The following is a 7559-nucleotide window of genomic DNA, read 5'->3' on the forward strand; positions in this document are numbered from 1 at the left end:
TCAGGTCTCCGCAGGCTCGGTCAGCCATTGGCGAACAATGGAGACGGTTTCGTTCGGATTGCGTTCGGCCAGTTCGCCCACGCGGTTCACGGCCTGGGCATGGACCTGGCCCTGGATCTGGGCGACGTCGATCATGTGCGCGGCGCCGCCGCCGGTCAGGAGCGCCTGACCCTGTCCGCCTTCGCTGCCGGCCTGCGCGCTGGCGTCGGCCAGCGCGGGCACCGAGGCCTCGGCGCGGCCGGGTACGACCTCGTTGGCCAGGATGCGCTTCACGAGCGGGCGGATCACCATGAACAGCACGACCAGGCCAAGCAGCATCATCACGCCGAGCTCGATCACATACATCACGTCGTCCTTGGTGAACTGCAGCATGCCGAGGAGGCCGGTGGGCTCGTTGAGCGGGGCGACCGAGGGGCCCTCGGCAAAGCGCAGGTTGACGACCTCGACCTGATCGCCGCGCTTCTGGTCGAAACCGATCGCCGAGCGCACCAGGGCGGCGATGCGGTCGAGCTGCTCCTTGGGACGGTCCTGGTAGACCATCTCGCCCTTTTCGTTCTTGGCGTAGCTGCCGTCGACGAGGACGGCGACCGAGATGCGGTTGACGCGGCCGGCTTCGGTCACCTCGGTCTTGGTGGTGCGGGAGATCTCGTAATTGTTGGTCTCCTCGCTCTTCTTGCTCTGGTCGCGGGCGCGCGCGGCATTGTCCTGGTTCTGGTTGCCGGGCAGCTCGTTGTTGACCGTGACCTGGCCGCTATTGTCGGCGGAGAGGCTGGATTCCTCCCGGGTCTGGCTCGAGCGCAGCACGCGCCCTTCGGGGTCGAACTTGTCGGAGGTCTGGGTGATCTTGTTGTAGTCGAAATCGGCGGAGAGCTGGACGCGGGCGCGGCCCTGGCCGACCACGGAGGACACGATGTCCTCGACCTGCTTGCGCATCCGCTTCTCGAAGGCGGCGCGGCGCTCGTCGCCGACGGCGTTGTCGGCATCGCTGGTGGCGCCGTCGGCGAGCAATTGGCCGGCCTCGTCGACGATCGAGACCCGCTGCGGCTTCAGCCCGTTGACGGCGGAGGCGACCACGTGGCGGATGGCGCGGATCTGCTGCGGTTCGAGGGTGCCGCGCACCCGCACCACGATGGAAGCGGACGGCTCGGGCGTCTCGCGCGAGAACAGCGGCCGCTCCGGCAGCACCAGGTGCACGCGGGCGGCCTGGATGCGGTCGATGGCGCGGATGGTGCGGGCGAGCTCGCCTTCCAGGGCGCGCAGATGGTTGATGTTCTGAACGAAGCTCGTGGTGCCGAGCGCGTCCGACTTGTCGAATATCTCGTAGCCGACGCCGCCGCCCTTGGGCATGCCGCCCTCGGCGAGCTTCATGCGCAGGCGCGTGACCTTGTCCTTTGGCACCATGATGACGGTGCCTTCATTGCGAAGCTCGAACGGGATCGCCTGCCGCTCGAGCTCCTTGACGATCGCGGAGGAGTCCTCGACGCTCAAATCGGTGAACAGGGTCGTCAGTTGCGGCGTGGTGACGCGCAAGATGACGAAGGCGAAGAAGCCGATGAGCGCGGCGGTGACCGCCACCATCGCCGCCAACCGGGCCGCGCCCAGGCCCTTCAGGAAAGCAACCAGACTTTGCACCAACCGCCCCCAGGGGATTCGGCCCTCGGAGGGTCCGACTGGGCAATTATTGCCTAGGGTATGGTTTCCATCCGGTTAACGACGGTTAAGAACCGCGGCAGAAAGTAGGACATGAAAAAAACCGGCTTCGCAAAGCGAGGCCGGTTTTCATCAAATTCGATTGGTTTCGAGGGCTTACTGTCGATATTGCTGGATCCGGGTGGTGCGCAGCCCGGCCAAGCCGTGCTGATCGATGGAAAATTGCCAGGAAAGGAATTCGTCGACCGTCAGCGTGTAGCGGCTGCAAGCTTCCTCCAGGGAGAGCAGACCGCCGCGCACTGCGGCAACAACTTCAGCCTTCCGGCGAATGACCCACCGTTTTGTACCGGGCGCGGGCAAGTCGGCAATGGTTAGCGGACTGCCGTCAGGCCCGATGACGTATTTCACCCTCGGGCGATGGGGTTCTGTCATGGCGTACTCACAAACTCTCGACCACTGAACTCACTCTGCCAACCTACGCGTGTCGGCTTAAAATTTGCCTAAGCGCAATCCTGCAATACGAATCGCGTTGGAAATGCCGGTAAGGTGGCTCCGTCCCGGCACCTGTGCCAGTGTGGGAAAAGCGGCCAGGCCGGAGCCGACGGGCGCTTGGTGGGGGCCGAATCACAACCCAGCGGAAGCGAGGTCGCCCGTGGGCGAGATTGTAGTGCCGATCCTGCTCTGGTTCGCGGCGATCGGCTGTGGCCTGCTTGCCGGGCTCTATTTTGCGTTCTCGACCTTCGTGATGAGGGCACTCGGCCGCATCGAGCGGGCATCCGGCATTGCGGCCATGAATGCGATCAATGTCGACATCGTCCGCTCGCCGTTCATGCCGCTCTTCCTCGGCACGACGCTGGTGAGCGCGATCCTCGCCGCCCTTGCGGTCTTCCGCCTGGGCGAGCCCGGCGCGGCGGCGATGCTCGCCGGCGGGGTGCTCTACGTCGTCGGCATGTTCGTCGTGACGATGATCTTCAACGTGCCGCTCAACAATGCGCTGGCCGCGGCCGATCCGGCTAGCACTGAGGCAGCTTCGATATGGGCGCGGTATCTCAAGGAATGGACATTCTGGAATCACGTGCGGACGGTGGCCTCCACGGCGGCCTGCGCGCTTTTCATCGCCGCCATCGCGGCGGACTGACCCTTATATCGACGCCGCCGCTCGCGCCGAGCATGCGGCCATAGCTGCGGCCGGCGACGGTCGCCGGCACGCTGTCTTCGCTGACGATCAGGCGATGTGCATTGGGATTGGACTGGTTGCCGCCGTTCTGCCCCGACGACGACTGGTCGCGCAGGCTGAACTGTAATCCGCTATTGCCGGTCGAGAGGCCGGCATTGTCCAGCGCGCGCTGCAGTTGGTTGGCGTCCTGGCGCAACATCTGCAGCGTTTCCGGCCGCTCGACGGTCAGATGCGACGTCACCTGGCCATGGTTGTCGACATGGATGCGCACATCGATGCGCCCAAGCTCGGGCGGATCGAGCCGGATTTCGAATTGGCTCTTGCCGCTCTTGGCCGAGGCCGCGATCTCCAGTGCGAGGCCGCTGACCGGCACCGCATTGCCATGGGTTGTTGCCGCGGTCACGGTCAGTTGCGCATTGGCCGACGGCGTCGTGGGCGTGGATGGCATCTGCGGCTGGATCATGGCGGCCGCCTGCGCAGCGTTGTCGGATGCAGCGGCCAGCGTTTGCGCGGGGTTCGCGGCGCCCGACTCCACATGGCTTGCGGCGTGCGCAGCCGGCGTCAGCGCGGAATGGCCTGAGGCGTCCGCCTTCACCGCGTCAACAAAGGCGTGCTCGGCTTTCTGCTTGCCGGCGGCCGCTTCTGGCGGGGCGATATCCGGGACAATGCCAGTCGGCGCTTCGGCCGGCGCGGAGTCTGTTGCGTTGTCTTGCGCGCCTGACGTGGGGATGGCGTCCTTCGCGGTCAGCGTCGGCTTTGACTGGGTTGTGGCCTTTGCCTGCGGCGTCGGCGAGAGGGCGGCTGCAGACAGCGCGATGCCGGTCGCGGTGCCGCCAACTGCCTCCGCGCTATCGGAAACGGCGGCTACCGCTTTGGCGTCCGTCTGAGCCTCGGCCTGGGCATTGGCTTGGGCATCGGTCTTGACCGCGTCGGCCGCTGCGGGAGCCGTACCGGCGACCGAGGCCACAGCCGCGATTGCCGCGGCCGCCGTCGCGAGCGGAGCGGTAGCCGGGTCCGAGACCGGCGGTGTTGCGGGCGCTGCATTGGCGGGGCTGGCGACGACTGCGGAAGCCGTCGCGGCAATCACCGTGGTTGCAGCGGTGCCGTCGTCCTGCTTGGATTCATCACCGTCCTTGGCATCATCCTTGGCCGGGGCATCGTCCTTCGGTTTCGACGACTTTGCCGAATCGGATTTTGGCGTGTCGGACTTCGAGTCAGCGTGATCGGGCTTGTCGGTCCGACCGCTGGAGCCGGCGTCGTTGCGCGCATCGACATCATTTCGCTCAGGGCGGTCAGGGCCGGCGCCGTCATCGCGCGACCTCGTGTTCGCCGCCGAAGCGGGATCATCGTTCCGGCGCGCCGATGCCGGCGGAGGACGGGAACTGTCGTCGGGCCGATCGTCGCGGGCCGCCGTGTTGCTGTCGACCAGCGCGGCAAAACTGTCATTTCCGGGCGCGGGGCCGGAATCGGGCCGCGCCGACCTCGGCGAATTGGCCTGAAACGACATGCCTGCCAATGCTTCTTGCGCGACCTTGACCACAACCGACCCTCGGGATGGAACTTCAGTTCCCCATCAGCAAGGAGCGGGCCAGCGAGTCCTCGAAAAAATACCATTATATTACAGTATCTTACGAGGAGGGTGCCGGATTTGGAGCAATGTCGCGGCGGTTCGCTTTTTGCCCGGCGGCAAGATTTGCCGTCTATATCTCTTCCAAGGACGGCTGATTGCTTCGCGGCGATACGGCCTATATTAAAGGGTGGCTCTTCCTGCGCCCCGACGAGGCAAATCAGCCCTTTTCGGCGATGCTCCAAAGCCTTCTGGGCAAAGTCCGCTTTTAACGCTGGTCGCGGGGGCAACGGCTGCTCGCGATAGAAATCGATGACCTCTTCCATGCGCAACAGTCTCGATCTCGAAGGCCGTCCCGAGGATACGAGGGTCGTGGTCGCCATGTCCGGCGGCGTCGACTCTTCGGTGACGGCTGCGCTCTTGAAGTCGGAAGGCTACGACGTGGTCGGGATCACGCTGCAGCTTTACGACCACGGCGCCGCGACCCATCGCAAGGGCGCCTGCTGCGCCGGCCGCGATATCCACGATGCCCGCAATGTCGCCGAGCGGATCGGCATTCCGCATTACGTGCTCGACTACGAGAGTCGTTTCCGCGAATCGGTGATCGACAATTTCGCCGACAGCTACGCGCTCGGCGAGACGCCGGTGCCGTGCATCGAGTGCAACCGCGCGATCAAGTTTCGCGATCTGCTCGCGACCGCGCGCGAGCTCGGTGCCGCCGTGCTCGCGACCGGGCATTATGTCGCCTCGCGGCGCCTCGCCGACGGATCGCGGGCGATGGTGTGTGCCGCCGACGCCGATCGCGACCAGAGCTATTTCCTGTTCGCGACCACGCGCGAGCAGCTCGACTATTTGCGCTTTCCGCTCGGCGACATGACCAAGCCGCAGGTTCGCGAACTCGCGCGCCGCTTCGGTCTCGAGATCGCCGACAAGCAGGACAGCCAGGACATCTGCTTCGTGCCGACCGGCCGCTACACCGACATCATCAGCCGCTTGAAGCCGGACGCGGTTGCGCCCGGCGACATCGTCGATCTCGACGGCAAGGTGATCGGCCAGCACCAGGGCATTGTCCATTTCACCGTGGGCCAGCGCAAGGGGCTGGGGATCGCGACCGGCGCGCCGCTCTATGTCGTGAGGCTCGATGCGGCGAGCCGCCGTGTCGTCGTCGGCCCGCGCGAGGCGCTGCGCATGGATCGCATTCTCTTGCGCGACGTCAACTGGATCGGCGATGGCGCGCTCGATCGCGTCATCGGCGAGGGCATCGAGCTATTCGTGCGCGTGCGCTCGACGCGCGCGCCGCAGCCGGCCTTGCTGCGCAGGACCGATCGGGGCTACGAGGTCGAGCTCGTCGCCGGCGAAGAGGGCGTATCGCCCGGGCAGGCCTGCGTGTTCTACGACACGCCGTCCGGCCAGGCGCGCGTGCTCGGCGGCGGATTCATCAAGAGCGCAGCCGCGAGGAACGTGGCTGCGATGGCGCGGCCTCTCGCCGAGGCCGTGCGCTGACATAAATTCGGGGCAGGGGGATGGCGGCGGATATCGACCGCGAGGGGGTCGAAAAGGCCTATGGGCGCTGGGCGCCGATCTACGATTTCGTGTTCGGCAAGGTGTTCGATCAGGGCCGGCAATCGACGATCGCGGAAGCCGACCGGATCGGCGGCCGTGTGCTCGATGTCGGCGTCGGCACCGGGCTGTCGCTGGCGGACTATTCGCGGAGCACCAGACTTTGCGGCGTTGATATTTCCGAGCCGATGCTGCGGCGGGCGCAGCAGCGCGTGCGCGCGCTGGGCCTGACCAATGTCGAGACGCTGGCGGTGATGGACGCCAAGGACCTCGCGTTCCCGGATTCATTCTTCGACGCGGTGGTAGCGCAATATGTCATCACGGCGGTGCCGGATCCCGAGGCGACGCTGGATGATTTCATCCGCGTGCTGAAGCCTGGCGGCGAGCTGATCCTGGTCAACCACATCGGCGCCGAAAGCGGGCCGCGGCGCCTGTTCGAACTGGCATTTGCGCCGCTTGCCCGAAGGCTCGGCTGGCGGCCGGAATTTCCATGGGCGCGGCTCGCCAACTGGGCCAGGAAACACGGCGGCGTCACCCTTGCCGAGCGGCGCCCGATGCCGCCGATGGGGCATTTTTCGCTGATCCGCTTCCGCAAATCGTGAATGAGCTCTTGGCTGGTGCGGAACCTCCGCGCGCGCCCGCCGTTTTCTTTGCATGCGGATGAACCAGTCACTTCTCTTTTTCGGTGTGCTGATGGCGGTGTCGGGTGCGGCGGTCGCACAGGCCCCGCCTGCGCCGACGACACCCCCGGCGCAGACCGCGCCGCCCCAGCCGCCACGCGGCGAGAATTGTACGCCGATGCAACGTCCGGCGAACCCCAACGCCACGCCGGATACCACCACCGGCCAGCGATCCGAGCCGCTCGGCGACAAGCTTGCGCGTTCCGACGGCGTCTTGTGCCCGCCCGCGGGGGTCGACCCGGAAATGCACGCGCCGGCCCCGGACGGCGGCAATACACCGGTGATCCCGCCACCCGGCAGCCCCGGCGGCGATCCCTCCGTCCGGCCCAAATAGCCCCCGTTTCGCAGCACCTTGGCAGGGGACTTGGCCGACAGCCTGCTTTGCTTGACAGGCCGTCCGCCCACTCCTTATATGCCGCGCATTCGCGCCGCGGCATTTCCATGCCGCAACGGCGTCGCCGTGGCGGGGTAGCTCAGCTGGTTAGAGCACGGGAATCATAATCCTGGGGTCGGGGGTTCGAGTCCCTCCCCCGCTACCACTTGTCCCCCCCCCACCCGAACGTTTCAGCAACGGTCCCGGCAACGTCAATTCCGACAAGGATGCCTTGATCTCGATTGCGAATTCGTCGGTCCCCGGCGGCGCATGAACGATGACGGCTTGGACCAGCTGGCGCAGCGTTGCGACGAGCTCGGGCTCGTCGAGTTCCGCAGCCTCTGCGGCGACCTCGGCCAGGCGCTTGATATCGGCGAGATAGCGCTCGATCGCCGCCGGGTGGACGGTAACGATCTCGGAAGCGGCCGCGATCTGTGCGAGCTCGGCCTTGACACGCTTCCGTTCGGCCGCGAGGTCATTGACCTTCGGGTTGTAGGTGTCGAAATCCGCGCCCTTCGCAATGTTCGTGATCAGGCGATCGATCTCGCGGTC

The 7559-nt window shown here is 66.0% G+C and carries 7 protein-coding genes and 1 tRNA gene; 5 read left to right on the top strand and 3 right to left on the bottom strand.

Going from position 1 to position 7559, the window contains the following annotated elements; translation table 11 throughout:
- On the bottom strand, positions 1-1632 hold the full coding sequence (gene fliF / locus AAFX91_RS18845) for a flagellar basal-body MS-ring/collar protein FliF (protein WP_394567389.1): 1632 nt from the start codon (positions 1630-1632) through the stop codon (positions 1-3).
- Positions 1633-1806: 174 nt separating this feature from the next.
- Entirely contained in the window at positions 1807-2082 is a 276-nt protein-coding gene (locus AAFX91_RS18850; RefSeq protein WP_002714638.1) for a DUF1153 domain-containing protein, read from the bottom strand.
- Between the two features lie 220 nt (positions 2083-2302).
- On the opposite strand from AAFX91_RS18850, the gene AAFX91_RS18855 reads away from it, so the two are divergent.
- Complete coding sequence (locus tag AAFX91_RS18855; protein ID WP_207234708.1) at positions 2303-2788, top strand: DUF1772 domain-containing protein; 486 nt, start codon at positions 2303-2305, stop codon at positions 2786-2788.
- Here the strand turns inward: AAFX91_RS18855 and AAFX91_RS18860 are convergent.
- Positions 2763-4334: a flagellar hook-length control protein FliK gene (locus AAFX91_RS18860; RefSeq protein ID WP_394567395.1), complete on the bottom strand. Its 1572-nt coding sequence runs from the start codon at positions 4332-4334 to the stop codon at positions 2763-2765. The two genes, AAFX91_RS18855 and AAFX91_RS18860, sit on opposite strands and share 26 nt — an antisense overlap.
- Before the next feature lie 384 nt (positions 4335-4718).
- Between AAFX91_RS18860 and mnmA the strand changes: the two genes are divergently transcribed.
- From mnmA to AAFX91_RS18880, 4 genes are all read left to right on the top strand, one after another.
- Positions 4719-5897: a tRNA 2-thiouridine(34) synthase MnmA gene (mnmA, locus tag AAFX91_RS18865; RefSeq protein ID WP_394567398.1), complete on the top strand. Its 1179-nt coding sequence runs from the start codon at positions 4719-4721 to the stop codon at positions 5895-5897.
- 20 nt (positions 5898-5917) lie between these two features.
- Entirely contained in the window at positions 5918-6556 is a 639-nt protein-coding gene (locus tag AAFX91_RS18870; RefSeq protein WP_394567397.1) for a class I SAM-dependent methyltransferase, read from the top strand.
- A 52-nt stretch (positions 6557-6608) separates the two neighbouring features.
- Positions 6609-6968 (top strand): hypothetical protein, encoded by a 360-nt coding sequence (locus AAFX91_RS18875; RefSeq protein ID WP_130580311.1) that lies wholly within the window; start codon positions 6609-6611, stop codon positions 6966-6968.
- Positions 6969-7096: 128 nt separating this feature from the next.
- Positions 7097-7173: transfer RNA gene (locus AAFX91_RS18880), tRNA-Met, on the top strand.
- The last annotated feature ends 386 nt before the right edge of the window (positions 7174-7559 follow it).

The organism is Bradyrhizobium sp. 31Argb (assembly GCF_043638955.1).
Lineage (GTDB): Bacteria > Pseudomonadota > Alphaproteobacteria > Rhizobiales > Xanthobacteraceae > Bradyrhizobium.

Coding starts and splice junctions, on each gene's coding strand:
- mnmA (WP_394567398.1), top strand. CDS start 4,719: ATGCGCAACAGTCTCGATCTCGAAGGCCGTCCCGAGGATACGAGGGTC.
- AAFX91_RS18860 (WP_394567395.1), bottom strand. CDS start 4,334: ATGTCGTTTCAGGCCAATTCGCCGAGGTCGGCGCGGCCCGATTCCGGC.
- AAFX91_RS18875 (WP_130580311.1), top strand. CDS start 6,609: ATGCGGATGAACCAGTCACTTCTCTTTTTCGGTGTGCTGATGGCGGTG.
- AAFX91_RS18850 (WP_002714638.1), bottom strand. CDS start 2,082: ATGACAGAACCCCATCGCCCGAGGGTGAAATACGTCATCGGGCCTGAC.
- AAFX91_RS18870 (WP_394567397.1), top strand. CDS start 5,918: ATGGCGGCGGATATCGACCGCGAGGGGGTCGAAAAGGCCTATGGGCGC.